Here is a 26,678-nt window from a genome sequence, read left to right on the forward strand (position 1 = left end):
GCCACTACAGCTCAACGTCGTCGCGCTCGATGCGCTCAATCTGCGCACCCAAAGACCGCAACTTCTCCTCGAAGTGCTCATACCCACGGTCAATGTGGGACACGCCAGCCACCTCGGTAACACCCTCTGCTACCAAGCCGGCCAACACTGCCCCGGCGCCGGCGCGAATGTCACTTGCTTCCACCTCGGCACCGGAAAGGGACTCGACACCGTTGATAAGCGCGTGGTTACCGTCCAACTCGACCTGAGCACCCAAACGCGCCAACTCGCGCACAAATCGCCAGCGAGCTTCAAACAGGTTTTCGGTCAACAGCCCCTGGCCATCAGAGATCGCGTTTAGCGTGATGGCAAACGGCTGAAGGTCGGTGGGAAACCCGGGGAACGGAAGGGTTGAAATTCGTACCGGCCGAGGTCGTTCCGGCCCCACGACGCGCATGCCACCGTCGAATTCGGTCACCTGGGCGCCAGCGGAACGAAGCTTGTCGAGGACGACGGGCAGAAGATCCCCGTTCACGCCTTTAACCTCGATATCTCCCCCGGTAATGGCGGCTGCGAACGCCCATGTGCCAGCCACAATGCGGTCACCAACACACACATGGCGAACAGGCTGAAGGGACGAAACTCCCGTCACCGTCAAGGTCGAAGTTCCGATACCTTCAATGTTTGCGCCCATCTCGACAAGCATGGAGCAAATGTCGACGATTTCAGGTTCCCGGGCAGCATTATCGATCGTGGTCACGCCGTTAGCAAGGGTGGCAGCCATGACCAGGTTCTCCGTTGCGCCAACCGACGGGAACGCTAGGCGGATGTCTGCACCGTGGAGTCCTTGAGGAGCACGCGCAATGAAGTATCCGTGATCCAGACTGACCTGGGCTCCCATGGCGCGAAGACCGGCTTCGTGCAGGTCGAGGCCACGCGAACCAATGGCGTCTCCGCCCGGAAGTGCCACGTGTGCTTCGTTCACTCGTCCCATCAATGAGCCCAAAACTGAAATGGACGCACGCATGGCACGGACAAGCTTGTAATCTGCACGCACTGAGGGCTTTTCTGGAACGGTAATGGTCACAACGCCAGCGTCTGAGTCGTAATCGACTGAGCACCCCAGGGACATGAGGAGCTTCACCATGATCTTGACGTCCAGAATGGCAGGAACGTTCTCAATGACTGAGGTTCCGGGCGCTAAAAGAGTTGCGGCCATGAGTTTGAGGACGCTGTTCTTTGCGCCACGCACATCTACCGTTCCGCGTAATGTACACGGACCATGAACACGCAAAACTTCCATTACGTAAACCGTCCCACAGAATGATTAGCGCCGGGTGGTGGAGATTCCAACCACGATGAAAATGCGGCAAGAGCTTCGTCATCCATAGCCAACCGCGCCTCGCCCGGACGGTTGGTGTACTGACCGTACTGACACACAACAACCTTCGCATCGGGCAAAAGTGCGTACTGTTCATCCCCGCTGGGTGTCAGTCGTTCACCGATCGTCATGTCGGTCCGAGGGTACTGTTTGACTGGGCGCCATCCAACACCAAAGACCGGGTACCAGTCGAGACTTCGGACAGTCAGAACTGCGAGCCCTAAACGCCAACGTGGGCGACGTGCAGATACGTCGCCCACGAGGATAGAGCAATCAAACGCGCCGGTCAGTCGCGAAATCGCGCGACGGCGAGCAAGAATCAAGGTCACCGTGACAACAGCCAGCCCTACTAACGAGAGCAGAATAATCAGCAGGGTCGATGGGTTCACGGTGTCATTCTAAGTGATCGCTTAGACAAGCTTTGCCTGGTCGGCAACGACGTGTACAACGTCGTCAGCAACTGACAAGAAGCCTCCATCGGCCGAAACATTGATCGTCTCACCCGATGTCGGGATGATGCGGACATTCCCGCCGGCCACGATTGCCAAAACAGGTTCGTGACCGGTGAGAATTCCGATTTCACCTTCCACAGTCCGCGCAACCACACGTTCGGCATCGCCGGACCACACAGAGCGGTCGGCGGCCACAACGGTGACGTTGAGACTCATGGATTAGTTCTCCTTCTGGAGTTCGTCGTAGTTGCGCAGAACATCCTCGATGGGACCAACGTTGAAGAAGGCCTGCTCTGGGATGTGGTCGAACTCACCGTCGCAAATGCCCTTGAAGCCCTCGATGGTGTCCTTGATGGAAACGGTCGAACCTTCAACACCGGTGAACTGGAGCGCGGTGTAGGTGTTCTGCGACAGGAACTGCTCGATACGACGTGCACGGTGAACCGTAAGCTTGTCTTCTTCGGACAGTTCGTCGACACCCAGAATCGCGATGATGTCCTGGAGTTCCTTGTTCTTCTGCAGGATCTGCTTCACGCGTACTGCGGTGTCGTAGTGGTCCTGGCCCACGTACAGCGGGTCAAGAATACGTGACGACGAAGCCAGCGGGTCAACGGCTGGGTACAGACCACGTGACGCAATGTCACGCGAGAGTTCCGTCGTTGCGTCCAAGTGCGCGAAGGTCGTTGCAGGAGCAGGGTCGGTATAGTCGTCAGCTGGCACGTAAATTGCCTGCATCGACGTAATCGAGTGACCACGGGTCGAGGTAATACGTTCCTGCAGAACACCCATTTCGTCAGCCAGGGTTGGCTGGTAACCAACGGCCGAAGGCATACGCCCAAGAAGGGTTGAAACCTCGGAACCTGCCTGGGTGAAACGGAAGATGTTGTCGATGAACAGAAGCACGTCCTGGTTCTGAACGTCACGGAAGTATTCAGCCATGGTCAGTCCAGTCAGTGCAATACGCAGACGCGTGCCTGGAGGCTCGTCCATCTGACCGAACACAAGAGCGGTCTTGTCGAGAACTCCAGATTCATCCATTTCGTGGATCAGGTCGTTACCTTCACGGGTACGCTCACCCACACCCGCGAACACGGACACACCACCGTGGTCCTGTGCAACACGGGTAATCATTTCCTGGATCAGAACGGTCTTACCAACACCAGCACCACCGAACAGACCAATCTTTCCACCCAGAACGTATGGGGTGAGAAGGTCGATCACCTTGATACCGGTTTCGAACATCTGAGTCTTGGACTCGAGCTGGTCGAAGTTAGGAGCGGTGCGGTGAATTGGCCAGCGCTCGGTGATTTCGTATGGCTCGTCAATCATGGAGTCGTTGAGAACGTCACCGGTAACGTTGAAAACTTTACCCTTGGTGACGTCACCAACTGGCACGGAAATTGGTGCGCCAGTGTCAATGACTTCCTGTCCGCGAACCAGGCCGTCGGTAGGTTGCATCGAAACCGCACGAACGATTCCGTTACCCAGCTGCAGTTCAACCTCGAAAGTGATCTTACGGGTACCTTCGGACAGCTCAACCGTAGTGGTCAATGCGTTGTAAATAGCGGGAACAGCATCGAGTGGGAACTCAATGTCGACCACGGGGCCAATGACACGTGAGATCCGACCGACGGTCCCTTGGACCTGTGGTGTATCCGTAGCTGTGCTCATGTTTTCTTTCTCTTCTGCTCTCTATCCGTCAGTCGTTGCCGCCGGCACCGGCAAGTGCGTCTGCACCACCGACGATTTCTGAAATTTCCTGCGTAATTTCTGCCTGACGCGCCGAGTTGGCAAGGCGCGTGTAGGTTCGAATCAAATCGTCGGCATTGTCAGTAGCGGTCTTCATTGCCTGCTGACGTGCCGCCTGTTCGCTAGCGGATGCGTTTAACAACGCCGCAAGAATACGCGACTCAATGTACTTGGGAAGAAGCGCGTCAAGAACTGCTTCTTCACTCGGTTCGAATTCGTACAGCGGGTACACTGCGTCCTTAGCCGAGGCGACATTGGCTGGCGCGTCGACCGGAACCTCATCGGCTTCGATCACTTCCAGCGGAATGAGTCGTCGGTATTCAGGTGTTTGCGTCACGCTGTTGACGAACTTCGTGTAGACCAAGAAGATCTCGTCAATCCCACCAGCTTCGTAGTCAGTGTGGAACGAAGACACCAAAGCGTCTCCAATTTCCCGGGCTGCTTCAACTGTTGGGCTTTCGGAGATTCCAGTCCAGGCACGTTGGATCGCGCGTTCACGGAACGTGTAATAAGTTTCGGGCTTCCGGCCGACCACGTACAGGTCAACCTCTTTGCCGTCCTCCTTCAGCATCGTGATGAGCTCTTCTGCTTCACGAATGACGTTGGAGGAATATGCACCGGCAAAACCGCGGTCCGGACCCATCACCACGACAGCTGCGCGACGAATGTTGTCCGGCTCCGTTGTCAGTGTGTGTTCAACGTCTGCATACGTTGCCACTGCGGACACTGCCCGAGTGATGGCGTTAGCGTATGGGCTCGCCGCCTTCACTCGACCAATGGCCTTCTGAATCCGGGAAGCCGCAATAAGCTCCATGGCCTTGAAGATCTTCCTCAAGGACTTGGTGGAGTTGATCTTCGCTTTGAAGACCCTCTGCTGCGCTCCCATCAGTACTTCCTTTCGTTACCAGCGGTCAGTCTCAGCGCTTAGCCTTGACGATCTGTTCCTGCGAGACCTCTTCGGCCTCAGCGGAGTCGAAGGATTCAGTACCGACGTGAACGCCGTCTTCGGTGGTCTGGAAACCAGCCTTGAAGTCCGCAATTGCGGTTTCAAGCTGCTCCAGGATTTCACCCTTGAGCTTGTCCTTCATACCAGCGATCGTTTCCAGGATGTCGGTCTTACGCTCGAGGTATGCGTGGAACTCAGATTCGAAGCGCAGAACGTCGCTCACTGGAACCTCATCCAGGTAGCCTTCCGAACCTGCCCAGATCGAAACAGTCTGCTTTTCGGCGCTCATTGGCTCGAACTGACCTTGCTTGAGAAGCTCGGTCAATCGTGCACCACGGTCTAGCTGACGCTTGGTTGCAGCATCGAGGTCTGAAGCGAACATTGCGAATGCTTCGAGTGAACGGTACTGAGCCAAGGAAATCTTCAGCGTACCGGAGACACCGCGGAGTGGCTTCGTCTGTGCGGAACCACCCACACGCGAAACAGAAATACCTACGTCAACAGCTGGACGCTGGTTCGCGTTGAACAGGTCGGACTGCAAGAAGATCTGTCCGTCGGTAATCGAAATAACGTTCGTAGGAATGAACGCACCCACGTCGTTTGCCTTGGTCTCGATGATAGGAAGACCAGTCATCGAACCTCCGCCGAGCTCATCGGAAAGCTTGGCGCAACGTTCGAGCAGACGCGAGTGGAGGTAGAACACGTCACCTGGGTATGCTTCACGACCCGGTGGGCGACGCAGAAGCAACGAAATCGCACGGTAGGCTTCGGCCTGCTTCGACAGGTCATCAAACACAATAAGAACGTGCTTGCCCTGGTACATCCAGTGCTGTCCGATCGCCGATCCGGCATACGGAGCCAAGTACTTAAAGCCAGCAGGGTCAGAAGCAGGTGACGAAACGATTGTGGTGTATTCGAGGGCACCGTTTTCTTCGAGCGAACGACGCACCGAAGCAATCGTCGAACCCTTCTGACCACAAGCGACGTAGATGCAGCGGACCTGCTTCTTGGGGTCACCAGACTCCCAGTTAGCGCGCTGGTTAATGATGGTGTCCAGAGCCAAGGCCGTCTTACCGGTCTTACGGTCACCAATGATGAGCTGACGCTGACCACGACCGATTGGGATCATAGCGTCAATAGCCTTCAGACCAGTCTGGAGTGGTTCTTTCACTTCCTTACGGTCCATAACACCGGCGGCCTGGAGCTCGAGCTCACGGCGTCCGTCGGACTCGATCTCGCCCAGTCCGTCGACTGGGTTACCCAGAGGGTCGACGACACGTCCGAGGTATCCGTCACCGACGGGGATCGAAAGAACTTCGCCCGTGCGGTACACGCTCTGCTCTTCGGCAATTCCTGCAAACTCACCCAGGATAACGACACCGATCTCGCGTTCGTCGAGGTTCTGGGCCAATCCCAGGGTTCCGTCTTCGAAACGCAAGAGTTCGTTTGCCATGGTTCCAGGGAGGCCTGAAACCTGCGCAATGCCGTCACCGGCGGTGACAACCTTACCTACTTCTGTCTTGTCTGCACTGCCAGGAGTGTAGGACTCTACGAACTTCCCCAGTGCTTCCCGGATTTCGTCCGGGCGAATTGTCAGTTCCGCCATCGCGGTTTCCCTGCTTCCTTCACTTCCTATGCGACCCGTACGGACCGCGAGTCTTCAGTGCCCGTGTATGGGCGAATCAGCTTGCCAACCGACGACGAACGTCGGCAATACGATCAGCAATCGTTGAGCTCGTGACTTCGTCGCCCACCTGAACACGGACGCCACCTACCACGTTGGGATCGATGTGAACGTTGAGAACGAGTTCACGACCGTAGCTAGCGGACAGTGCACGCGCCAAACGCTCTTCCTGCTCCTGTGTCAGGGGGTGCGCTACCGTGACATCGGCAACTGCACGCTGCTGGCGGAATGCCAACACCTGAGAGAAGTTTTCAAGCGTTTCGCTCACCCTCTTGCCGCGAGGGTGGCTCACAGCGTAGTGAATGAGAGTGAGGGTGTATTCCGACACCCGCGAAGCCAGAAGCGTCGAAACAAGTTCGCGCTTCGCCGTTGTGGGTGCGGGGGATTCGAAGGCTCCATCAAGTTCGTGGTCTGAGACGAGCAGGCGAGTGAAACGGAAAATTTCCTCCTCTACCTGTCCCAAAGTGCCTTCGGCCTGGGCGGCAGCAGCGATAGCCGTGACACCAGCTGTTTCAACGGCAGTGACGAAGTCCTGAGCACGAGCAAAGCGACGGTTCGCTGCTCGAACTACAATCTGCAACGCCGCGTCGTCCACGCGGGTTCCAAAGACTGCGTTCAGCGTTGACTGTTTGGTTTCTGGGGCGACCGCCACGTCGACAAGCGTCTTCCGCAAGTTGACGTTTTCGGCGAGCACTCCCGAGACGCCCAACAGGCCGTCACCGATAACTTTTGGGCTAGCGGTGTTGAGAGTGTTATTCACATCCTCGAGAACGAGGGCCAGTGAGTTCCTGCTCGACTGCAGCATCACGATTCCTTGACGGTCTGTGCCGGTGTCTGGGATTCCAGATCGGCAATAAAGCGGTCAACAACAGACGCAGAACGAGCGTCGTCCTGAAGCGATTCGCCCACGATGCGCGAGGCGAGGTCGGTTGCAAGAGAACCAACTTCCGTGCGCAGCGAGTTCATCGCTTGCTGGCGTTCAGCTTCGATCTGTGCCTTAGCGGCGCTGATGATCCGATCGGCCTCTTCAGTGGCGCGCTGTTTGGTTTCAGCCAAAATCTGCGCACCTTCTTCTTGAGCTTCGGCACGCAGTCGTGCTGCTTCAGCGCGACCGTCTGCGAGCTGCTTCTGATATTCGGCCAATGCGGCGTCTGCTTCCGCCTGAACCTTTTCAGCCTTTTCAATTCCGCCCTGGATACGTTCTGCACGCTCGTCAAGAGTCTTCTTGAACTTGGGCAGAATCTTCGTCCAGAAAACGACCAGGATGATGATGAAGCAGACCGCCGACCAGACAATGTCATATACGGCAGGAATAAGAGGGTTGTTCCCTCCAGCTGCCAGAACGTTAATCGGGGTCAAGAGTATTCACTCGCTTCCGGATTAGGCACCGAAGATGAAGTATGCTGCAATTCCCAAGAATGCAAGGAGCTCGACGAATGCAATACCAAGGAACATGGTGGTTTGCAGACGGCCGGCTACTTCTGGCTGGCGCGCAGTACCTTCAACGGTCTTACCCACAAGAATACCGATACCAATACCTGGACCGATAGCGGACAGACCGTAACCGACGGTTGCGATGTTGCCGGAGACTTCAGCAAGAATGGAGGTGTCCACGTGCAATATTTCCTTCCGATGTATTGAGCCAGTCGTTTAACTGGCTTTTTCCTTGTCTTTTTATGACAGGTCTATTGGGTGCGAACTATCAGTGATCGTGGGAAACGCTCAGCTGAATGTACGCGGCGGTTAGCAGAGCAAAGACGTAAGCCTGAAGAACTGCTACCAAAATCTCAAAGAGGGTAAACACGAATCCTCCGACCAGCGTGAGGCCACCGATACCGAATAGGGCGACTGAACCACTGGTGAAGAAGAACTGGGTGGCTGCGAAGCACAGCACTAGGAGAAGGTGACCAACGATCATGTTGAAGGTCAGACGCAAGGTGAGTGAAACCGGGCGAGCGATAAAGGTCGAAACGATTTCGATAGGCGTCACGATGATATACATCAGCGGGGGAACGCCAGCAGGGAAGAGCTGGCTCTTGAGGTAGCGCGCTCCCCCTTGAGCTTTGATTCCGGCCCCGATCATGAACACGTAGGTCACGAGGGCCATAAACAGTGGCATTCCGATGTTGGAGTTAGGCGAAATGTTCAGGAACGGAATGATACCTGTAATGTTCATCGCGAAGACCGTCAGGAAGATGGTCGCAATGAGTGGGAAGAAACGTTCGCCGTCCTTTTTACCCAACATGTCGTGGGCGATACCGGTGCGGCAGAAATCGAGAACGATCTCAGCAATCGACTGCGCGCGAGTAGGAACCAGGCGACCACCACGGAGCATCAGCCAGAATGCGAGTACCAGGACAACCGTGACACCCAAGCGAATGAGCATGATGCGGTTGAGCTCAAACGGAGTACCTGCGAAAAGAATTGCTGGAGGCTTGAATTCTTCAAGACCCGGTGCGTGGAATTCCGCTCCCCCGCCTGCGGCAAGGAGCACTGTCGTCGACAAAGCGGAGGGAGTAAACAGGGCAAACTCCTGACAGCTCGGGGCTGGCACGCGCGCACGCGTGTAGCCGGTATGGATTGTCTATCTGTGTCCATGTGCTTATGCACGACACGTGAAATATTTGAGACCCTTGTCGCTCTCACGACTTTTGCACAGGGTTCTCGAATGATTCCTAAATTACTTTATCAACTGTAGAGACCCGAACAAAACTCCGGTACTACTGTTTGGTGTGCGTGTTGTCGTCAGAAGCGTGCGTATACGGGATTCGAGCACCCCTCACCGCAACAACATCGATGGCAAGTGAGACAACCGCTCCCACGACCAACGTGAGGAAGAGCGTCAGACGATCGTAAAACTCTTTATCGCCTAACAACGCGATGACGCCTAAGAACCCAGCGATCTTGATAAGAAATCCTCCAAGTACACCGGCGGCCATCACGGTCGGGTCAAGGTCGGCAGTAAAAAGAAGCACCAGTGCGGTGATCGAAAAGAACGTGAAGGACACGGCTGCACCAATCAGGGCGGCGTATAACCCCGGTGTCCCCACTGCGAAGTAACCAACCGCTCCCGCAACTACTGCAAGCACAACTGATGCGATCAACCCCCACACAATGATGCGAAGCATCAGGTTGCGAATGGGCGAGTTTTTCATGTCAGTTCCTTTCGAGCAGACAGACGCGAGTAGAGCGGGTAGAACGTTAAGATCAGTGTCACTGCTACAGCAACAGCAAGCACCGACAAAACCAACAACGTGTCGAATTTCAAGAGTGCAACTGTGCCAAACGCGAAAATTGCTGTCCACATGTACAGCAGCAGAACGGCGCGCGCGTGAGAGTGGCCGAGGGCAAGCATACGGTGATGTAAGTGCTTTGCATCGGCAGAAAATGGCGACTTTCCGGCGGCCATTCTACGAACAACCGCGAGCATGAGGTCCACAAGAGGCAACACCATCACCGCTATCGGCAAAAGAATCGGAAGGTACGTGGACAATACGCGTTCGGTAGACAAAAGAGCAGGATCGACCTGGCCGGTCACTCGAATTGTGCTCGCAGCCAGCAAAAGCCCTATCAACATTGACCCCGAGTCCCCCATGAAGATCCGGGCCGGGTTGAAGTTGTGAGGCAGGAACCCCAAGCACGCACCCACCAGAAGGGACGTAATGAGCGATGCAAGGTTTGCGTAGCTGGTAGGAGACGTGTCGATCGCCAGTTGATACGTGTATACAAAAAACGCCACACCACCAATCGTGACGACTCCTGCAGCCAGGCCATCAAGCCCGTCGACAAAGTTCACAGCGTTAATCGTCACCAAAACAACCAACACCGTCAGAATGAGCGACAGGCGTTGAGAACCAATGATCACGGTGTCAAAAGGAATCGACAAGAGCGCTACACCCTTAAGCGCCATAAAACCCGCCGCAAGTGTTTGACCTGCAAGTTTGGCCACCCAGTTGATATCCCACACATCGTCGATGACACCCAGCAGACACAGAATCGTCCCCGCTCCCAAGATCCCAATCACGGGATCAGGCTGTTGGAACAGATCTTTCAAGAACGGCGTGTTGTACGCGCACACTACACCGGCGAGCACTCCGCTAAACATCGCCACTCCCCCAAGCCTTGGAGTGGGCACTGAGTGAACGTCACGAGCACGCAGTGGTGAGAAGATTCGACCGCGTTCGGCTATTCGTCGGACCATGGGCGTGACCAAGTACGCGACGACCGCCGCTACGACCATGACAAACAGATAAGCGCGCACGCGTTATGCCTCCGGCGCTAGCGGTTCCAGGCCGTCAACCACCTGAGCGAGTTCATCAAAACTGATAGGGCCTTCCCTCAGGAGGCGCGGGACCGAACCGCTCATATCGATAATCGTGGACGACTGGCCGCCAGGCGCTTCGCCACCGTCGAGGAAAATATCAATGCGGTCGCCCAGCATGTTTGCAGCCTGCTCGACGGTCACCGCCGCAGGTTCGCCAGATAGGTTGGCACTCGACACCGCCAACGGCCCAACTTTGGACAACAGGGCCAAGGTATCTTCGTGGTCGGGCATGCGTAGACCCACGGTTCCATGCGTGTCCCCTAAGTCCCAATGCAGGCTCGGTTGGGCGTTACAGATGATCGTGAGCGGACCCGGCCAAAAGCGCGCGGTGAGTTCCATGACTGTGCTGTCGACCGCCTCGGCGAGCCCCATCACCGTTTCCGCACGTGGCACCAATACCGGCGGTGGCATGTTGCGCCCGCGTCCTTTCGCCTTGAGAAGTTTGGCAACTCCGTTGGGCGAAAAAGCGTCAGCCGCGATGCCGTACACGGTGTCCGTGGGAATGACCAGGAGACCGTCGTCGCGGACCACTCGAGTACATTCCTCCAAAATGAGGTCCCGCACCTGTTCATTGGCAAGATCAAATGTGCGAGACACAATCATCCTCTCCTGAATGTGCAGAACATCCACGTGTAAATCGGTCTCTGCCAGTGTAGTCGCCCACGGTCTCAACTGATGTGAAACCCGCCCGGTGGAATGCGTTCTCAATGGTGTACGCGTTGTATTCGGCGTGTTCGCAGATGAGCAGGCCGCCGGGTGCCAAGATTCTGGGCGCGTGGGCGATGATTTTTTGCGGAAGTTCCGAGCCGTCCGCTCCCCCGCCATAGAGCGCAAGGTCCGGGTCACTGGCAACTTCGGGCGCGTGTTCGACTGTGCGTGCCACGTAGGGCGGGTTGCAGGTGATGACCTGGGCCGAGGTCGTTCCCAGAAACTCTGTCGCGTCGCCTATGTGCAGGGTTACTGCACTTCCGTGGGCTTCGAAAGCGGGCCGGTACCGGTCGATGTTGTGTTCGGTATAGCTGGCAGCTTCGGGACTGAGTTCAACCGCATGGACGTGTGTTCTGGGTACTTCGGTTGCAAGTGCAATGGCTATCGCGCCTGAGCCTGTACACAGATCGACTGCCGTGTGGCTGTCCCCAGGAAGACCGGCCAAGTACTCAACCACGTGCGAGACCATGAGTTCGGTTTCAGGCCGTGGAATGAACACCCCGGGCCCCACATGCAGTTCCTGGTACCGAAACGGCGCAACACCGGTGATGTGTTGCAGGGGTTCACGCGCACTACGGCGCTCGCAGGCTTGGGCATACCGCGCGCTGACCTCGCAGGGCACGTCGGTTCCGCGCAAAACGTGGCTTCCCAGTTCGGACACGGAAATGTCCCACGCCCACGCGAAGAGTGTTTTCGCGTCGGCTGTGGGACTTTCGACTCCTGCGTGGGCCAGCTGTTGGATGGCCTGGCGCAACAGTTGGTCGGCGTTAGCCAATGTCGTCGAGGCGGGCTGCCCGGTCAGCGGCACGAGCAGACTCTACGACATCGTCGAGGCGTCCGTCCAGGACTTGGTCCAGGTTGTAGGCCTTGAAGCCAGTCCGGTGGTCCACGATGCGGTTTTCTGGGAAGTTGTACGTGCGGATACGTTCCGAACGGTCAACCGTTCGCACCTGCGACCGGCGCATGTCGTTGGCTTCTGCGGCAGCTTCTTCAGCTTGCTTGGCCAGAATTCGAGCGCGCAACATACGCAGCGCGGCTTCCTTGTTCTGAAGCTGCGACTTTTCGTTCTGACAGCTGGCAACGATTCCGGTAGGCAAGTGCGTAATGCGAACCGCCGAGTCGGTGGTGTTCACCGACTGACCACCGGGTCCAGACGACCGGTAGACGTCGATTTTGAGGTCGTTGTCGTCAAGGTGGATTTCTTCTGGCTCGTCGACTTCTGGGAAAACCAACACTCCCGCCGCCGAGGTGTGAATCCGCCCCTGCGATTCCGTCACCGGAACGCGTTGTACGCGGTGGACTCCACCTTCGAACTTGAGCCAACCGTAGACGCCACCTTCACGCGATTTAATTGCAATGGTGATGTCTTTGTAACCGCCCAGGTTCGCTTCGGTTGAGTCGAGGACTTCAGTGGTCCACCCGCGGTCGTCTGCCCAGCGCTGGTACATACGCACCAGGTCACCGGCGAACAGTGCGGACTCGTCTCCTCCTTCACCCGCTTTGACTTCCACGATCGCGTCGCGTGCGTCATCGGGGTCTTTAGGAATGAGGAGCTCACGGAGCTTGTCCTGCAACACTTCGATGCGGTTTTCCAGGTTCTTGGCCTCTTCAGCGAAAGCCGGATCTTCACTTGCCAACTCTTTTGCATCCTCAACATCGCTGAGGCACTGGTTGAGTTCGCGGTACGTTTTGGCGATCTGGTCCAGTTCTGAGTAGCGACGCGTGAGCTTGCGGGCCAACCCAGCGTTCGCGTGGACGTCCGGGTTAGCGAGTTCAGCCTCAATCCGTTCGTGTTCGTCTAAGAGAGAGCGAACGCTGGCTTCAACAGATGAAAGATCTGTGTCCATTAAGCGTCATCCGCAGCTGACTTGGGCAGAGGTGTGGTCTTTTGAACCTGAAGCAAGAACTCTGCGTTGGAACCGGTTTCCTTGAGCTTGGAAATGAGCAGCTCGATTGCCTGCTGTTGTTCAAGACCGGCGAGCACGCGACGCAGACGCCACATGACCTTAGTCTCTTCTGGGTTCATGAGGTTGTCCTCACGGCGGGTTCCAGAGGCGTTGACGTCAACAGCTGGGTAGATGCGCTTGTCGGCCAGTTGACGGCTCAAGCGCAGTTCCATGTTTCCGGTTCCCTTGAACTCTTCGAAGATCACTTCGTCCATCTTGGAGCCGGTTTCTACCAGTGCTGTAGCCAGGATGGTCAGCGAACCGCCGCCTTCGATGTTGCGAGCTGCACCGAAGAACTTCTTGGGTGGGTACAGTGCGTTTGCGTCGACACCACCGGACAGAATACGTCCAGAGGCTGGCTGTGCCAGGTTGTACGCGCGTCCCAGACGGGTGATGTTGTCAAGCAACACAACGACGTCCATACCCATTTCGACCAAGCGCTTTGCACGTTCGATCGCAAGTTCAGAAATGGTGGTGTGGTCGTCTGCAGGGCGGTCGAACGTCGACGCGATCACTTCACCCTTGACTGCCCGCTGCATGTCGGTGACTTCTTCAGGACGTTCGTCGACCAGCACAACCATGAGGTGAACGTCGGGGTTGTTGGTGTGGATCGCGTTGGCGATCTGCTGCATGATTGTGGTTTTACCGGCCTTGGGCGGTGCCACAATCAGACCACGCTGGCCCTTACCAATGGGCGAAACCAGGTCGATGATGCGCGTGGAGATCTGCTTCGCTTCGGTCTCGAGACGCAATCGTTCCTGCGGGTAGAGAGGCGTGAGCTTTGAGAACTCAACGCGACGCTTGGCATCTTCAACGGACAGGCCGTTGACCGTGTCCAACTTGACCAGAGCGTCAAACTTTTCGCGCTTGTTGGGGCGCTCACCTTCACGCTGCTGGCGGATAGCGCCGGTCACGGCGTCACCCTTGCGCAGGCCATTGCGCTTGACCATGTTTGCTGACACGTATACGTCGTTTGGCCCAGGCAAGTAGCCCGAGGTGCGCAAGAAGGCGTAGTTGTCGTGGACGTCCAAAATACCGCCCACGGGGATCAGCACGTCGTCGGGACGGAGGTCCTGCTCGTCGTCGCGACCGCGACGTTTCCGGTCCCGACCGCGCCCTCGGTTGCGGTTTCCGCGACGACCGTGGTTGTCGTCATCGCCGTCCCGGTTCTGACCGTTGTTATCCCGGCCGCCGTCGTTGTTTCCGTCGCGACCGTTCTTGTCGTCGTTCTTCTTGTCTCGGCCACCGTCACGACCGCCATCGTTGCGGTCGTCGTCTTTCTTGTCACGGTTGTTTTCGCGGTGGTTATCACGACCGTTCTTGTCACGGTTTCCGTCGCGACCGTTCTTGTCGCGACCACCATCACGGCGACCATTCCTGGACCGACCGTTGTTTTCATTGTCCTGGTTGTTGTCACCGGCGTTGTTGTCATTGCTCTGCGAGTCGGATGAAGCCGCGTTTGAGTCATCGCGACGGTGACGACGACGAGTACGTCCTTCACCCTGAGAGCTCTTCTCTTCTACATTTTCCGACGCCTGCTTAGCCGCGGGTTCTTGTGTGGTCTTAGGGGCGGAGTTGCCCGACTGCGCGGACTGAATAGCATCAATAAGCTCGCTTTTGCGCAAACGTCGGTACCCTTTTATTCCCAGTCCCGCCGCCATTTCCTGAAGTTGTGGAAGTCGCAGGGCGGTGAGGCTTCCCGAACGTACTGGTTCGGTTTGTGTGGTTTCTGACACGAAGGTTCCTTCTCCCTCGTTTGGCTGGCGCGAAGACATATGGTGATTCGCCCAGCAACGGACTGCGCACCAGGGGGTGCTACTGCAAGAGAGTATCGAAATGATACGAGAATGTTCCTTGACAACTCGGCGTAATAACCCGAGCGGAACGCTTTCACCCTACCTAACACTCAGCTGGAACACAAAACTGGCGCCCGCCGCGTCTCACACAGCACTCGTGGGCACGACGACTGCCACACCTTAAACAAGTACAAAAACCCACTCAGCGAGGTGTTGACGTGACAACAACTCCGGAGTCGGCAATCGATGCCGCGATCATCCGAGACTCGTCACCGGACAAAATGTCCTCACACCGCGCAAGCAAATCCACCTCGGTCCCCAACACCGCGACCGTGGGTCCGGCACCTGAGACCACCGCGGCTAGACCAGCGTCACGTAAGGCATCAACGCGGGCCAGTGACTCTGGCATCGCGCTACGCCTGTATTCCTGGTGCAACCGATCCACAGTTGCTTCAAACAACAGCGATGGGTCATTTCCGATCGCATGAACCAAAAGCCCCGCACACGCTGAGTTAGCGGCCGCATCTGCGTGAGGAACGACCTCGGGAAGCAAATCCCGTGCAACCTGCGTATCCAAACGCGTATCCGGCACGATCAACACGGCGGTGATCGACGGATGGACGGGTAAGGACGCCGAAACCGGTTGCCCATCGCCATCCACCCAACTCACGGACACGCCTCCGAAAAGGGCAGGCGCCGCATTGTCGGGGTGACCCTCAAAATGGATCGCCCACCGCAACTTGTCTTGTGCAGACGGCTTGGGCTGCTCGAAGTGTTCAGAGATCACGTCCGCAATCGAAATTCCCGCGACCACCGATGCCGCTGACGACCCCATCCCCCGCGACTGAGGAATCGCGTTGACACAGTCGAGCGTGAGCCGGTCCCCCACGTCAATTCCGCGGTCTCGCAGAATCGTCGTGGTGACGCGGTGAATGAGGTGGTCCGAGGTGGTAGGCAGTTGCCCTTCTCCCTCGCCTGAAACCTTCACGCAGTTATTCAGATCTACGGGCTCGTCGTGGAGGACAGCGGTAATGCTGTCCGACAGGTCGAGTGCCATCCCAAAGCTGTCGTATCCGGGCCCCAGGTTGGCCGAGGTCGCGGGCGCCGAAACTTCGATCGTGAGCACGTTATGCTTCCAAACCGAGCGCAGAAGCTGCCGAAACAACATCGGCAGACACCTTGACCGGCTCGATCGAGTCCCCACCGGCCGCTTTGAGTGCCCACTGCGGGTCTTTCAACCCGTGACCGGTCACAGTACACACGATCGTGGATTCTGCTTGGATGTGCCCGGCTTGAGCCATTTTGAGAAGGCCAGCAATCGAGGCAGCCGATCCTGGTTCTACGAACACACCTTCAGTCGAGCTGAGCACCCGGTGCGCTTCGAGGATCTGTTCGTCGGTAACGGAGTCGATGAGCCCGCCGGATTCGTCTCGCGCCGCTTCGGCCTGCTTCCACGACGCCGGGTTACCAATTCGGATCGCCGTCGCGATGGTTTCCGGGTTGTCGACCGGGTGGCCTGCGACCAGAGGAGCTGCCCCGGCTGCCTGGAATCCCCACATATGCGGCAGAGTCTGGGCTTTACCAGCTGCTTGGTATTCTTTGTAGCCCTTCCAGTACGCCGTGATGTTTCCAGCATTTCCAACCGGCAGGATGTGTACGTCCGGGGCCTTGCCTAACGCATCCACGATCTCGAACGACGCTGTTTTCTGTCCTTCGATGCGGTCCGGATTCACCGAATTCACCAAGTGAACCGGGTACGCTTCCGACAGCTTGCGACACAGGGTGAGGCAGTCGTCGAAGTTTCCGTCGACCTCGACCAGGGTTGCGCCATGTGCGATCGCCTGGCTCATTTTGCCCATGGCGATCTTCCCGGCTGGCACCAAAACAGCGCACGTGAGTCCTGCCTTGGTTGCGTATGCGGCAGCGGACGCCGAGGTGTTCCCGGTGGAGGCGCAAATGACCGCTTGCGCTCCTTGCGCTCGGGCTTTGGTGATTGCCATGGTCATTCCGCGGTCTTTGAACGACCCCGTAGGGTTCATTCCTTCGAACTTCACGTACACGTTTGCACCTGCACGGTCCGAAAGGTGTTCAGCGAAAATCAGAGGCGTTCCGCCTTCGCCCAGACTGACCACAGGAGTGTCTGCGTCAATGTCGAGGTATTCGCGGTATTCGTTGATAACTCCCTGCCACTGGTGTGCCATGAGTGCTTCTCCTTATTGGCCTTCGATGCGCAGAACTGACTGGATTTCGCGCACTACGTCGAGCTCGTTGAGGTGCTTCACCGTTTGGGCTAACGCACTGTCAGTTGCTGAGTGTGTTGCAATGACAAGTTTGGCGCGTGAGTCGCCGTCACCCTGGTCATCGTACTGAGTCTGCTGTACCAGTTCGATAGAGACGTCCTGGTTAGCGAATACTTCAGTCACAGCTTGCAACACACCCGACCGGTCAATCACGTCCAAGGTGATTTGATAACGCGTAGTGATTTCGCCCAGTGACGCAACCGGCAACGTGGTACGTGTACGACGTTCGTACTGTCCGCGTCCGCCCAGAACTTTGCGACGAGCAACGGAAACAATGTCCCCCAAAACAGCCGATGCTGTTGGGGCACCTCCTGCCCCCTGCCCGTAGAACATGAGTTCACCTGCCGCTTCAGCTTCAACGAACACCGCGTTGAATGCACCACCCACTGACGCCAGCGGGTGTGAGTTCGGTAGAAGCGCTGGGTAGACACGAGCTGAAACCTTGCCCACGTCATCAAGTTTTTCGCAGATGCCCAGAAGTTTGATCGTGAAACCTTGTGAACGCGCGGTCTCCACCATTTCGGCGGTCACGGATGTAATTCCTTCAACGTACACGTCATCAATGGTGACCGGAGTGTGGAAGGCAAGCGAAGCTAAAATGGCAACCTTGGCTGCTGCGTCAAGACCCTCAACGTCTGCGGTTGGGTCGGCTTCCGCGTATCCCAGTTCCTGGGCCGTCTTCAACGCTTCGTCAAAGCTCCACCCTTCAGTCTCCATCTTGTCCAAGATGTAGTTGGTGGTTCCGTTCATGATTCCCATGACACGGGTGATGCGGTCACCAGCAAGTGAATCACCTACAGGTCGAATGATCGGGATCGCACCTGCTACGGCAGCTTCGTGTTCCAGACGTACTTGAGCGCGGTCAGCGGCTTCGAACAATTCTGCAAAGTGCTTAGCCAAAAGTGCTTTGTTTGCCGTGACCACTGAGGCACCAGAGTTGAGGGCACTCAGGATCAGTTCGTGGGCTGGGTCGATCCCGCCCATGAGTTCAACGACGATGTCCGCGCCTTGAATCGCATCGTTCGCGTTCGTGGTAATCAGGTCTGCTGGGATACCTGGGCGTTCCTTTGATGTGTCGCGAACGACGACGCCGGTCAGCTCCAGGTCGTCACCAATCCGATCGCGGAGTTCATCTGGACGTTCCAGAATGCGACGAGCGACTTCCACACCAACGGTGCCCGCGCCCAACAGTGCGACCTTGAGGGTCATGAGTCTCCTTTGAGTAGAGCTGGATCGAATCCAGGATCGGTTGCAAATAAATCGGAGTAGGTTTCCGGCTCCACGATCCAGTACGGATCGCGACCTTTTTCTACGGCTAAAACACCGGGCCGTGGAACCAGGTTGTAGTTCGACGAGAGCGGTTTGCAGTACGCGCCCGTATCGGGAACAGCAATCAAGTCACCCGTCGTGACATCGGACGGGAGGTACTCGTCGCGCACCACGATGTCACCGGATTCGCAGTGTTTTCCAACCACACGCACCACGGTGGGTTCAGCCTCAGAGTGCCGGGAAGCCAAAGTACACGAATAGTCTGCGTCGTACAGTGCGGTCCGCGCGTTGTCGCTCATTCCACCGTCGACAGACACATACGTGCGCACGCCCTGATCCGTGTACACGGGCTTGGTGGTACCCACCTTGTACAACGTAAAGGCCGAGGGCCCCACGATTGCACGCCCAGGTTCAAAGGACACATGCGGAGGATCCGTATCCTTGTCTTCACACGCACGGACAACAGCGCGCGCAAGTTTGCGAGCCATGTCAGCAAAAGAACTCGGAGTGTCCTGCGACGTATACCGGATACCAAAACCGCCACCCAGATCCACCTCGGCGACAGGAGCCCCAAAATCCCGCTGCAAGGCGGCACGCAAGCGAAGCACGCGCGTTGCCGCCAAGATGAAGCCCTCAACATCAAAAATCTGCGAACCGATGTGTGAGTGCAAGCCAACAAGGTCCAGGTGGGGGCTCTTCAGTACTTTCTTGCACGCTTCTAACGCTTGGCCACTGGACAGGGACAGGCCAAATTTCTGGTCTTCGTGCGCCGTAGCGATGAAATCGTGCGTGTGAGCTTCGACGCCCACAGTCACTCGCACCATGACAGGCGCTGTCACGCCAAATCGTTCCGCGACACGTTCAATTCGGGGGATCTCGTCCAACGAGTCCACTACGATCCGTCCGATCCCCCACGACACTGCCATTTCCAGTTCAGCGTCCGATTTGTTGTTTCCGTGGAGACCAACTTTTTGTGGGTCGACACCCGCCGCGCGTGCAGTCAGCAGCTCCCCTAACGTGCATGTGTCTACGCCCAGTCCGGCCTCATCCGCCCAGCGGGCTACGGCGGTACACAGGAACGCTTTTCCTGCGTAGTATCCGCTTGCAGTCATCCCGTTCGCGGCGAATTCCTGGGCAAACGACTGGGCAAAATCACGTGCCCGAGTTTGGAAGTCGTCCACGTCAAACACGAACATGGGCGATCCCCACGTGCGCGCCAGGTCCATAACTGAATGGCCACACACTGTGAGAACACCGTCTTTCTTAACCGTGTTCTTCGACCACAGCGACGGCATGAGTTCATTGACGTCGTCTGGTTCGGGCAACCAGACAGGAGACGGACCGGCGTGTAGCACACCGGAGGGGTGAGCAGGCATTACATCCTTTCAGGTGCGGAAACACCCATGAGGTCAAGACCGTTGGACAGGACGGTTGCGGTCGCTCGATCCAACATGAGGCGAGATGCGTGAACGGGCTCAACCGGGTCATCGCCCAGAGGGGTTACGCGACATGCGTCGTACCACTTGTGGAACAGTCCCGCCAGCGACTCCAAGTACCGGGCCACGCGGTGAGGCTCCCGCAACTGCGCGGCCTGAGCCACGACGCGCGGGTAGTCTGCGAGCGCAGACAAAAGTGCTGCTTCGGTGGGGTCTTGCAGGGTCGCCGGGTCGAAGGAGTCTGTGGATACTCCCGCCGAGGTGGCTTTCCGCTCTACGCTCTTTGCTCGAGCGTGCGCGTACTGGACGTAGTAGACGGGGTTGTCGTTGCTGGCAGACTTGAGTACTTCAGGATCAAGTGCCAGTGGCGAGTCGGCTGGGGTGCGCGCCAGTGAGTAGCGGACTGCGTCCGATCCGAGCCATTCCACCAAGTCGCGGAGCTCAATAATGTTGCCGGCACGCTTTGAAAGGCGTGCGCCGTTCACGGAAATGAGCTGTCCGATGAGAATTTCGATGTTGTGGTTCGGGTCATCACCAGCGGTTGCGGCCAGAGCCTTGAGGCGACCCACATATCCATGGTGGTCGGCTCCTAAGAGATAAATCTTTTCGTCGAAGCCACGGTCGCGCTTGTTGAGGTAGTACGCGGCGTCAGCGGCGAAGTAGGTAGGCACCCCGTCGGACCGCACCAGAACACGGTCCTTGTCATCACCAAAGTCTGTAGTCCGCAACCAAATGGCACCCTCGTTTTCGAAAACGTGACCCTGTTCGCGCAGACGTTCTACCGCCTCGGTAATGGCGCCGGTGTCGTGCAATGTGCGTTCGGAGAACCACGTGTCGAAATGCACACCAAAGGACTCCAGAGTGTCCGAAATGTCTTTCAGTTGCACTTTGTACGCTTCGTCTTTGACCTGGTCAAAGATCTCGTCGTCTTTTGCGTCGTTCCACTCCGGGTGGCGGCTGAGTAGTTCACGGGCGATGTCGGCGATGTACTGGCCGGGATACCCGCCTTCGGGTACATCCTTTCCACGCATGCGGGCCAGCACTGAATTGGCGAACGTGTCCATCTGGGAACCGGCGTCGTTGATGTAGTACTCGGTGGTCACCGTGGCACCGGCGGCCTTGAGAACGCGACCAATTGCGTCTCCGAGTGCTGCCCAACGTGTGTGTCCAATGTGCAGCGGGCCTGTTGGGTTAGCCGACACGAATTCCAAGTTGATGGTGGAGTCTTTGAGTGATTCCCCGCGGCCATACTCGCGACCAGCCGAAACGATGTCGGCGGCAAGCTTCCCGGCTGCATCCGCAGCCAAGGTGATGTTCAAGAAGCCAGGGCCGGCGACCTCGGCCTTGTCAATCCCGTCCACTCCACTCAAGATCTGAGCCAGGTCGGTTGCCAGTTCACGTGGCTGCAGTCCAGCCTTCTTTGCCGTCTGCAGAGCCACATTGGTTGCCCAGTCACCGTGGTCGCGACTCTTGGGGCGCTCCACGACAAGTTTGGCGGGCACCTCCACGTTCGTTCCGTGCGTTTCGTTGTACGCGGAGATGGCCTGTTCAATAGCGAGTTTGAGTTCTTCGGGTGTCACATCCCCTAGCCTAATCGGTGGATGTCACGCGCATGCAACTGGATGCCGTTTTATGAACAAGGTTTGCACTCAGCGGCACCGGTCAGGGCTCACGGGTTGCACGGCTCCCGAGTTAAATGCATGAACGACGAGCTCTAAGCGCGAACGCAGAATAGCGAGGGGCTACGCTTTTCCGCCTAATGGTTTCGACGTAGTGGTTATAGTCGAATCATGCCTCACTCACCACACCGCCCCATTGGCAGTCTCCAAGGCGCAGACGCGCAATGGGCATGGGCTGTTGTTCACCGGCTCAATCACAACGAAGTGAATCATGCCACCGTAAACCGGACGGTGGACCATCTTCACCGTGTCGTGGCAGCCCACGGGCAGGGATCTTTGCCACACACTTTGGGCGACCCCTACCACTTTGCCGACATAGTGACGAGAAATCCTGAGGCCGTCTTTGCCGCCCAGGAGGCTCAGGCACGCAAGAATGAGTCGGTCATTTCCTTAGGTAAACGCATTGGCGATCCCGTACATATTGGTGGAATAGCGCTGGTGTTCGTACTCTTCTTGAGTTTCTGGAGCGGCGCTCTCACCGGGCTGATGTTCCGCAACGGAACAGAGTCAACACCACTGACCACCGGTTCTTTGTTCACCATAGTCGCGTGCGTTGCGTTCTTCGCCGTCATCCTTGCAGCGCCAGCAAGCTGGACCCTTCGGCACCCCATCGTCAGTATTTTTGCGTGGGTGTTGTACTTCATCATCGTGATTCTGGTGGGCATACTGTGGGCACAACCCATTGTGATGTTGCCACGCACGCTAATCGCACTTGCAGCTGTTGTGTTGTCCGTAGGAGGGGCTATCACCGCCTGGATCCTCGCTGCTCAAGCAAAACGCGGTGGAACCCACGGAAAACACATCGTTGGGCACCTGCGTTTTCTGGGCTTCCTTACCTTGATAGGCACGTGGGCAATGGCTCTCATCATGTACTTCGACATCGACTTATCAAAGTACAACTAGTGCCTGCCACACGATCAACGTACGTGAATTCAATGGTGCCCGCGACAGGATTCGAACCTACGACCTTCTGCTCCGGAGGCAGACGCTCTATCCACTGAGCTACGCGGGCGGGAACCTCGACAAGTGTACCACTGGAGGTTCAAACACCGAGAGTCATACACGCTTGGAACCGCGCAATGCCCCTACCCCGCCACAAATAGTGCTTATGCGTCGTCAATCACCAGGCGCACAACTGCGTTACCGTCGACCTCAGCTTCCTCATTACGCACGGTTTTGCCCACCAATTGCGCAACTTTCTGTACGTCATCAAGGTCACCGCTGAACTCAAGCGTAATGCGGTTTCCAGCTTCTTCAAGCTTCTCAGGGTCAGTGATGAAGTCAGATACGTGTACGAAGAACTTGTCAAGCAGGTCTTCGAGCGGGTACTGGCCCTCACCTTCCTCCGTAGTGAAAGTCAGGGCAACAGAATATTCATCCTGAGACAGGTTTCGGTAGATACCAGGTTCAACAGGTTCGTACGCGTCCGTATTTGCGTGCTTCTCAAGCGTTTCGACGACAAAATCTTTCACTGTTACGCCCCTCGTTAAACCGAACGATTCAGCTCAGTAGCCTTTAACGTCCTTACGCCCAGGCACATATTCCCAGTGCCATGGTTCGTACTTCGACGACTTAGCCCAGTCTGGGTTTTCCCAGCCGTATTCGTGACCGTGCTTTACCAGCCAATCGTACAACGGTCCGCTCGCCTGAGCAGCGCCACCACCAAAGTCGATTGCCAGCCCCATACCGTGGAGGGACGTTCCGGGCTTAGCGGCCAAACCTGGCTTGCGACCCGCAACGCTCACCTGTGAATCCAGAGTGCGGTATGTGTCAGTGAGTTCGAAGTCTTTTCCAGTTTCAGCCTTGTAGGCTGCGTTCATCTTTGCAAACGCAACAGCGGCGTCCTGGCGCAACTTGTGGTCACCGATACCCAAGTTGCACAACCACTCTTCCGGCAACTGCCCGTTAGACGCTTCGCCTTCTGGAACCTTACCTTCACAGCCAGGCAGAGCCGTGCGCTTCACCGACAGCGAGGATGCGTGTGGATCTCCCTTTGCGTCGGCTTTAACACCGCCGACCGCACCGTTCTGTCCGGCCAAAACGTCTTTTTCACCGTTCGATCCACCAGAAACGCTTTCGCTTGACGCTGCACGCGAGCTTGCGGAAACGTCTGTGGATACCTCGCCGGTGGAGCTCGCACCTACACCTGAAAGGAGCGTTGCGGTCATGGCCGCACCTGCAACTGCAAAAGTTCCAACTGCGGAAAGAGTCACGTTGCGCTTGCGACGCAGTGCTCGCAAAGCTGCACCGTTCGACCCGCGCACTGCTGGGGCCGCCGAGGTGGTTTGAGGCGTAGCGGAACGAGAAGTGAGTTTGGCAAAGGTGGGGAACTTGCGAGACTGCGCTTTGCGTGCCCGGCGAAGATCCCGTCGCCGTACAGCAGGTTGCGTGGTTTCGTTTTCCACCAACTTCTCCTCACGTCTTGACTACACATGTGGCGTTCCGCCCATGTCACAACATAGTAACGAAATGTAACGATAAGTCATAACTTTGTGACATTCAAGCTTCAGTTATTGTGCCACACCTCACAGGTGCATTCAAAAATGCAGGTCAGGACCGAAATCCGAACGTTTACACATTCGACACGCGTGTTACACATCGCAATTTAACGCGTCGCTCGAGGCTGATTTCGTTGCATCGCGTCATGCACTTCACCCACCAGCTCCTCCAGGACGTCCTCCAAGAACAGCACGCCGACGACCTTTCCTTGCCCATCGACCACACGACCCACGTGGTGGCCTGCGTGCTGCATGGTGGCGAGCGCTTCTTCAATTTCGTCTGTAACAGCAACTGTCACCATTGAACGGAAGCGTTTGGATGGAACTGGTTCCGTGTAGGTCTCTGGAGTATCTGCGTACAGCACATCCTTAACGTGGATGTAACTGTCGGGCCTTCCGTCACTGTCGATGAGGATGTAACGCGAATACCCCGTGCGTCCCACTAAGTGCTCAATGTATTCGGGAGTGACATCGGCATCGATCGTCACGACGGAGCTCAGAGCCACCATGACATCGCCTACAGTCTTGTCGGAAAACTCGAGCGCACCCTTCAACAGGTCGGTTTCGTCGTTGAGCAATCCCTCACGCTTCGACTCGGCAACAATCTGTTGCACTTCTTCGACCGTATACGCGGCGTTCACGTCGTTACGTGGCGTCACACCCACCAACCGCAACAAGAAGTTGGCAAACCAGTTCAGAGGGCGAATAACAAAACCAAAGATCTTGGCCAAGAACACTAGCGGTGGTGCGAGCAGCAGCGCAGCCGTGCGTGAGGTCGCCAAGGCAATGTTCTTAGGAATCATTTCGCCAACCACCACGTGGAGGTACGTCACGATCCCCAGCGCAAGCACAAAACTAATGACCCCCGAGGCCTCTGCCGGGATCGACAGATAGTGCAACGGCCCTGCAAGCAGGTGGTGGATCGCCGGTTCCGAAATGTTACCGATAAGCAGGGAGCACACCGTAATACCCAACTGACAGATCGCCAGCATCGCAGACACGTGCTCCATCGCGTACAGCGTGGTTTTGGCCGATTTACGACCTTCTTCAGCCAGTGGTTCAATCTGAGCACGCTTTGCTGACACGACAGCGAACTCCGCTGCAACGAAGAACGCATTGCCGCCTAAGAGGAATACCAGCCAGATCAGACCCATCCAGTCGTTCACGCGACACCTCCCAGGTAATCGGGAACCAACCGGAGGCGTTCGATCCGGTGACCGTGCATCCGTTCAACCACCAGTGAAGCATCTTTCACGCGCACCGAATCCCCTACGTCTGGGATCTTGCCTAAAGCAAACATGACAAAGCCAGCCATTGTTTCGTAGTCCACGTCTTCGGGAATCTCGATCCCTGACGCCTCGGTCACCTTGTCAGGACGCAAACTCCCGGGAACCAGCCATGTCCCATCGCGAGCGGGCCGTACCTGCACGCTCAAACGGTCGTGTTCGTCGACCACTTCACCCACAAGCTCTTCAACGACGTCTTCAAGCGTCGCTACGCCAGCCGTTCCACCGTACTCATCGATCACTAGCACCATCTGGTTCCCGCGACTGCGCAACACCACCAGAAGGTGGTCGACAGGCATGGTTTCGGGCACCTCGGAGACGTCCGTCATCAGCCCCGCTGCGAATGCATCCTCACGGTTGGCCAGCGGAACCGCGACGGCCTGCTTGACGTGTACGACCCCCACGATGTCATCCCGCGAGTCCCCCACCACGGGGAATCGGGAGTAACCGGTCTGGCGGGACAGTTCAGTGATCTCGGCCGCTGTGGTATCCCGTTCCACTGTGGCCATCCGCGTCCGAGGTGTCATGACGTCTTCCGCTGTCCGCTCAGAAATGCTGAGGGTACGGGCCAAGAGGTCGGCAGTTTGAACGTCCATGGTTCCTTCGTCTGCCGAGTGTCGGACGAGGCTTGTCAGCTCATCTGCCGACCGGCCTGCCGAGCTTTCCTCCTGCGGTTCGATTCCCATGGCTACGAGGGCTTTGTTGGCGGTTCCGTTGAGGAGCGCAATGACCGGGCGGAATACCACGGAAAACATGTACTGCAGAGGAACCGCAACACTTCCGGCTTTCATTGGCGCAGAAATTGCGAGGTTCTTCGGAACAAGCTCGCCCACAACCATGGACAAAAATGTCGAGACGATAAGCGCAACGACCAAGGACACAGCACGCGAGACGGTTTCGCTAGCGCCCAACTGTTCCACTAATGGAATCAGGAGCGCACCGAGCGACGGCTGCATGAGATAACCCGTGAGCAGAGTCGTAATGGTGATCCCCACTTGCGCAGCAGAAAGCTGTGTCGATAGGTGGTGGAGACCTTTTTCTAAGTACTTCGACCCGGGTTCACCGTTACGGACCGCTTCTTCAACTGTGTGTTTGTCAAGCGTCAGAAGCGAAAACTCAGCAGCAACAAAAACTCCTGTGCCTGCGATCAGGAGAAGCGCTAAGGCAAGATAGAGCCACTCCATTTACTGCACAGATCCGGGTTGGAGAAAGGAAAACTGGGCGATACGCCTAAATACTGGGATG

The 26,678-nt window shown here is 56.9% G+C and carries 26 protein-coding genes and 1 tRNA gene; 1 reads left to right on the forward strand and 26 read right to left on the reverse strand.

Translation table 11 applies throughout. The annotated features are described in order from the left end of the window. Positions 1 to 4 precede the first annotated feature (4 nt). The 21 genes from murA to argS form a co-directional block, all read right to left on the reverse strand. On the reverse strand, positions 5 to 1,282 hold the full coding sequence (gene murA, locus JOE56_RS01210) for a UDP-N-acetylglucosamine 1-carboxyvinyltransferase (protein ID WP_204514470.1): 1,278 nt from the start codon (positions 1,280 to 1,282) through the stop codon (positions 5 to 7). Continuing rightward, the gene (locus tag JOE56_RS01215) at positions 1,282 to 1,749 is read right to left on the reverse strand and encodes a DUF2550 family protein (RefSeq protein ID WP_204514471.1); all 468 of its coding nucleotides are present in this window, start codon (positions 1,747 to 1,749) and stop codon (positions 1,282 to 1,284) included. The genes murA and JOE56_RS01215 overlap by 1 nt, the downstream gene beginning before the upstream one ends. Before the next feature lie 21 nt (positions 1,750 to 1,770). Beyond that, positions 1,771 to 2,028: a F0F1 ATP synthase subunit epsilon gene (locus JOE56_RS01220; protein ID WP_204514472.1), complete on the reverse strand. Its 258-nt coding sequence runs from the start codon at positions 2,026 to 2,028 to the stop codon at positions 1,771 to 1,773. A gap of 3 nt (positions 2,029 to 2,031) precedes the next feature. Beyond that, positions 2,032 to 3,483, reverse strand: coding sequence for a F0F1 ATP synthase subunit beta (atpD, locus tag JOE56_RS01225; RefSeq protein WP_102237784.1), 1,452 nt, complete (start codon positions 3,481 to 3,483; stop codon positions 2,032 to 2,034). 28 nt (positions 3,484 to 3,511) lie between these two features. Further along, entirely contained in the window at positions 3,512 to 4,447 is a 936-nt protein-coding gene (locus JOE56_RS01230; protein ID WP_204514473.1) for a F0F1 ATP synthase subunit gamma, read from the reverse strand. A 31-nt stretch (positions 4,448 to 4,478) separates the two neighbouring features. After that, on the reverse strand, positions 4,479 to 6,113 hold the full coding sequence (gene atpA, locus JOE56_RS01235; protein WP_102237782.1) for a F0F1 ATP synthase subunit alpha: 1,635 nt from the start codon (positions 6,111 to 6,113) through the stop codon (positions 4,479 to 4,481). A 76-nt stretch (positions 6,114 to 6,189) separates the two neighbouring features. After that, positions 6,190 to 6,996 (reverse strand): F0F1 ATP synthase subunit delta, encoded by an 807-nt coding sequence (locus tag JOE56_RS01240; RefSeq protein ID WP_102237781.1) that lies wholly within the window; start codon positions 6,994 to 6,996, stop codon positions 6,190 to 6,192. Next, positions 6,996 to 7,550: a F0F1 ATP synthase subunit B gene (locus JOE56_RS01245; protein WP_204514474.1), complete on the reverse strand. Its 555-nt coding sequence runs from the start codon at positions 7,548 to 7,550 to the stop codon at positions 6,996 to 6,998. Before JOE56_RS01245 ends, JOE56_RS01240 begins: the two co-directional genes overlap by 1 nt. A 21-nt stretch (positions 7,551 to 7,571) precedes the next feature. Beyond that, on the reverse strand, positions 7,572 to 7,805 hold the full coding sequence (atpE, locus tag JOE56_RS01250) for an ATP synthase F0 subunit C (protein ID WP_102237779.1): 234 nt from the start codon (positions 7,803 to 7,805) through the stop codon (positions 7,572 to 7,574). A gap of 88 nt (positions 7,806 to 7,893) precedes the next feature. Then, positions 7,894 to 8,697, reverse strand: a complete 804-nt coding sequence (atpB, locus tag JOE56_RS01255; protein WP_239530334.1) for a F0F1 ATP synthase subunit A — start codon at positions 8,695 to 8,697, stop codon at positions 7,894 to 7,896. Positions 8,698 to 8,911: 214 nt separating this feature from the next. Then, complete coding sequence (locus tag JOE56_RS01260; RefSeq protein WP_204514475.1) at positions 8,912 to 9,346, reverse strand: Cg1360 family ATP-synthase-associated protein; 435 nt, start codon at positions 9,344 to 9,346, stop codon at positions 8,912 to 8,914. Continuing rightward, positions 9,343 to 10,452 (reverse strand): MraY family glycosyltransferase, encoded by a 1,110-nt coding sequence (locus tag JOE56_RS01265; protein ID WP_204514476.1) that lies wholly within the window; start codon positions 10,450 to 10,452, stop codon positions 9,343 to 9,345. Before JOE56_RS01265 ends, JOE56_RS01260 begins: the two co-directional genes overlap by 4 nt. Before the next feature lie 3 nt (positions 10,453 to 10,455). Next, positions 10,456 to 11,118 (reverse strand): L-threonylcarbamoyladenylate synthase, encoded by a 663-nt coding sequence (locus JOE56_RS01270; RefSeq protein WP_204514477.1) that lies wholly within the window; start codon positions 11,116 to 11,118, stop codon positions 10,456 to 10,458. Continuing rightward, on the reverse strand, positions 11,096 to 12,031 hold the full coding sequence (prmC, locus tag JOE56_RS01275) for a peptide chain release factor N(5)-glutamine methyltransferase (RefSeq protein WP_204514478.1): 936 nt from the start codon (positions 12,029 to 12,031) through the stop codon (positions 11,096 to 11,098). The genes JOE56_RS01270 and prmC overlap by 23 nt, the downstream gene beginning before the upstream one ends. Further along, positions 11,991 to 13,070 carry a peptide chain release factor 1 gene (prfA, locus tag JOE56_RS01280; protein ID WP_204514479.1) on the reverse strand — a complete coding sequence of 360 codons (1,080 nt, stop codon included), beginning with the start codon at positions 13,068 to 13,070 and terminating at the stop codon, positions 11,991 to 11,993. Before prfA ends, prmC begins: the two co-directional genes overlap by 41 nt. Then, entirely contained in the window at positions 13,070 to 14,905 is a 1,836-nt protein-coding gene (gene rho, locus JOE56_RS01285; protein WP_102237775.1) for a transcription termination factor Rho, read from the reverse strand. Before rho ends, prfA begins: the two co-directional genes overlap by 1 nt. Positions 14,906 to 15,167: 262 nt before the next feature. Beyond that, positions 15,168 to 16,133, reverse strand: a complete 966-nt coding sequence (thrB, locus tag JOE56_RS01290; RefSeq protein WP_239530336.1) for a homoserine kinase — start codon at positions 16,131 to 16,133, stop codon at positions 15,168 to 15,170. After that, on the reverse strand, positions 16,093 to 17,166 hold the full coding sequence (gene thrC / locus JOE56_RS01295; protein ID WP_204514481.1) for a threonine synthase: 1,074 nt from the start codon (positions 17,164 to 17,166) through the stop codon (positions 16,093 to 16,095). Before thrC ends, thrB begins: the two co-directional genes overlap by 41 nt. A gap of 12 nt (positions 17,167 to 17,178) precedes the next feature. Continuing rightward, entirely contained in the window at positions 17,179 to 18,474 is a 1,296-nt protein-coding gene (locus JOE56_RS01300; RefSeq protein ID WP_204514482.1) for a homoserine dehydrogenase, read from the reverse strand. Next, positions 18,471 to 19,910: a diaminopimelate decarboxylase gene (lysA, locus tag JOE56_RS01305; protein WP_204514483.1), complete on the reverse strand. Its 1,440-nt coding sequence runs from the start codon at positions 19,908 to 19,910 to the stop codon at positions 18,471 to 18,473. The genes JOE56_RS01300 and lysA overlap by 4 nt, the downstream gene beginning before the upstream one ends. Next, on the reverse strand, positions 19,910 to 21,550 hold the full coding sequence (gene argS, locus JOE56_RS01310) for an arginine--tRNA ligase (protein ID WP_204514484.1): 1,641 nt from the start codon (positions 21,548 to 21,550) through the stop codon (positions 19,910 to 19,912). The genes lysA and argS overlap by 1 nt, the downstream gene beginning before the upstream one ends. Before the next feature lie 210 nt (positions 21,551 to 21,760). Here argS and JOE56_RS01315 point away from each other — a divergent pair, with 210 nt between their 5' ends. Then, on the forward strand, positions 21,761 to 22,552 hold the full coding sequence (locus JOE56_RS01315; protein WP_204514485.1) for a hypothetical protein: 792 nt from the start codon (positions 21,761 to 21,763) through the stop codon (positions 22,550 to 22,552). A 33-nt stretch (positions 22,553 to 22,585) separates the two neighbouring features. On the opposite strand, the gene JOE56_RS01320 is transcribed toward JOE56_RS01315, so the two are convergent. The 5 genes from JOE56_RS01320 to JOE56_RS01340 form a co-directional block, all read right to left on the reverse strand. Beyond that, a tRNA-Arg gene (locus JOE56_RS01320) sits at positions 22,586 to 22,661 on the reverse strand. Between the two features lie 94 nt (positions 22,662 to 22,755). Next, entirely contained in the window at positions 22,756 to 23,121 is a 366-nt protein-coding gene (locus JOE56_RS01325; protein ID WP_204514486.1) for a hypothetical protein, read from the reverse strand. A 33-nt stretch (positions 23,122 to 23,154) separates the two neighbouring features. After that, positions 23,155 to 24,054, reverse strand: coding sequence for a M15 family metallopeptidase (locus tag JOE56_RS01330; protein ID WP_204514487.1), 900 nt, complete (start codon positions 24,052 to 24,054; stop codon positions 23,155 to 23,157). Positions 24,055 to 24,254: 200 nt separating this feature from the next. Further along, positions 24,255 to 25,313 (reverse strand): hemolysin family protein, encoded by a 1,059-nt coding sequence (locus JOE56_RS01335; protein ID WP_239271887.1) that lies wholly within the window; start codon positions 25,311 to 25,313, stop codon positions 24,255 to 24,257. Next, positions 25,310 to 26,617, reverse strand: a complete 1,308-nt coding sequence (locus tag JOE56_RS01340; protein WP_204514488.1) for a hemolysin family protein — start codon at positions 26,615 to 26,617, stop codon at positions 25,310 to 25,312. Before JOE56_RS01340 ends, JOE56_RS01335 begins: the two co-directional genes overlap by 4 nt. Positions 26,618 to 26,678: the final 61 nt, after the last annotated feature.

This window comes from Brevibacterium paucivorans, from assembly GCF_016907735.1.
GTDB classification, from domain to species: Bacteria; Actinomycetota; Actinomycetes; order Actinomycetales; family Brevibacteriaceae; genus Brevibacterium; species Brevibacterium paucivorans.

What these genes read in the sequence shown, in the direction of transcription:
- JOE56_RS01300 (WP_204514482.1), bottom strand. Translation starts at nt 18,474, where the DNA reads ATGACCCTCAAGGTCGCACTGTTGGGCGCGGGCACCGTTGGTGTGGAA.
- lysA (WP_204514483.1), bottom strand. Translation starts at nt 19,910, where the DNA reads ATGCCTGCTCACCCCTCCGGTGTGCTACACGCCGGTCCGTCTCCTGTC.
- JOE56_RS01230 (WP_204514473.1), bottom strand. Translation starts at nt 4,447, where the DNA reads ATGGGAGCGCAGCAGAGGGTCTTCAAAGCGAAGATCAACTCCACCAAG.
- JOE56_RS01260 (WP_204514475.1), bottom strand. Translation starts at nt 9,346, where the DNA reads ATGAAAAACTCGCCCATTCGCAACCTGATGCTTCGCATCATTGTGTGG.
- atpA (WP_102237782.1), bottom strand. Translation starts at nt 6,113, where the DNA reads ATGGCGGAACTGACAATTCGCCCGGACGAAATCCGGGAAGCACTGGGG.
- JOE56_RS01220 (WP_204514472.1), bottom strand. Translation starts at nt 2,028, where the DNA reads ATGAGTCTCAACGTCACCGTTGTGGCCGCCGACCGCTCTGTGTGGTCC.
- prfA (WP_204514479.1), bottom strand. Translation starts at nt 13,070, where the DNA reads ATGGACACAGATCTTTCATCTGTTGAAGCCAGCGTTCGCTCTCTCTTA.
- JOE56_RS01340 (WP_204514488.1), bottom strand. Translation starts at nt 26,617, where the DNA reads ATGGAGTGGCTCTATCTTGCCTTAGCGCTTCTCCTGATCGCAGGCACA.
- atpD (WP_102237784.1), bottom strand. Translation starts at nt 3,483, where the DNA reads ATGAGCACAGCTACGGATACACCACAGGTCCAAGGGACCGTCGGTCGG.
- JOE56_RS01240 (WP_102237781.1), bottom strand. Translation starts at nt 6,996, where the DNA reads ATGCTGCAGTCGAGCAGGAACTCACTGGCCCTCGTTCTCGAGGATGTG.
- JOE56_RS01270 (WP_204514477.1), bottom strand. Translation starts at nt 11,118, where the DNA reads ATGATTGTGTCTCGCACATTTGATCTTGCCAATGAACAGGTGCGGGAC.
- murA (WP_204514470.1), bottom strand. Translation starts at nt 1,282, where the DNA reads ATGGAAGTTTTGCGTGTTCATGGTCCGTGTACATTACGCGGAACGGTA.
- thrC (WP_204514481.1), bottom strand. Translation starts at nt 17,166, where the DNA reads ATGGCACACCAGTGGCAGGGAGTTATCAACGAATACCGCGAATACCTC.
- JOE56_RS01315 (WP_204514485.1), top strand. Translation starts at nt 21,761, where the DNA reads ATGCCTCACTCACCACACCGCCCCATTGGCAGTCTCCAAGGCGCAGAC.
- thrB (WP_239530336.1), bottom strand. Translation starts at nt 16,133, where the DNA reads ATGTTGTTTCGGCAGCTTCTGCGCTCGGTTTGGAAGCATAACGTGCTC.